The sequence below is a fragment of the Vibrio sp. 2033 genome (assembly GCF_033339735.1).
This window is the reverse complement of sequence record NZ_JAWOVC010000706.1, coordinates 1-546: the sequence shown is the minus strand read 5'-3', so window position 1 is coordinate 546 and position 546 is coordinate 1. Positions and strand designations below refer to the sequence as shown.

At 44.3% G+C, this 546-nt stretch carries 2 protein-coding genes; both read right to left on the bottom strand.

The annotated features are described in order from the left end of the window. A partial coding sequence (locus tag R7P74_RS28630) for a hypothetical protein (RefSeq protein WP_318124075.1) occupies positions 1 to 191 on the bottom strand: 191 nt, incomplete at its 3' end. A gap of 21 nt (positions 192 to 212) precedes the next feature. Continuing rightward, a partial coding sequence (locus tag R7P74_RS28625; protein WP_318124074.1) for a porin occupies positions 213 to 546 on the bottom strand: 334 nt, incomplete at its 5' end.

The window sequence follows — 546 nt, the reverse complement described above, 5'->3', positions numbered from 1 at the left end:
TAAGAAGGGGCAGGTACGTCTGCGTTTGCACCTTGGATAGTAAAGCTAATTGAAGTGCCACGATCTAGCAATGCTTGAACTTCCGATTCAAACGTTACTTTATCTGTTGTGCCTGAGCTTGATGTGTTGTCGCCACAACCTGCAAGTAGGATCGCAGAACAAAGCAGTGATAGTTTAAACGTATGTTTCATTGGGTTACTCCGAGAATCCTATTATTTGAAGGTGTAGTTCATCTGTACTGCACTGATGTATGCCGTACCTTCTGAATCAAACTTAATTTCTTGACCGGCTGCGTTAGTCTCAGTGAAAGAGCCCGACTCACTTTGTACCAATGCAAAACCAGCATCAAACGATAGGTTTTCATTCATTGCATACGTTAGACCCGCGCTGTACCACATACGGTCACTATCAGGGATACTCAATGTTGCTTCACCCGCTTGCTCGTCATAAGCCAAGCCTGCGCGGAATGTCCACTCTGTGTTTAGCGTGTAAGTTGCACCTACAGAGTAACGGTTGTTGTCTTCATACTTTTCTGGTTTGAAGAAA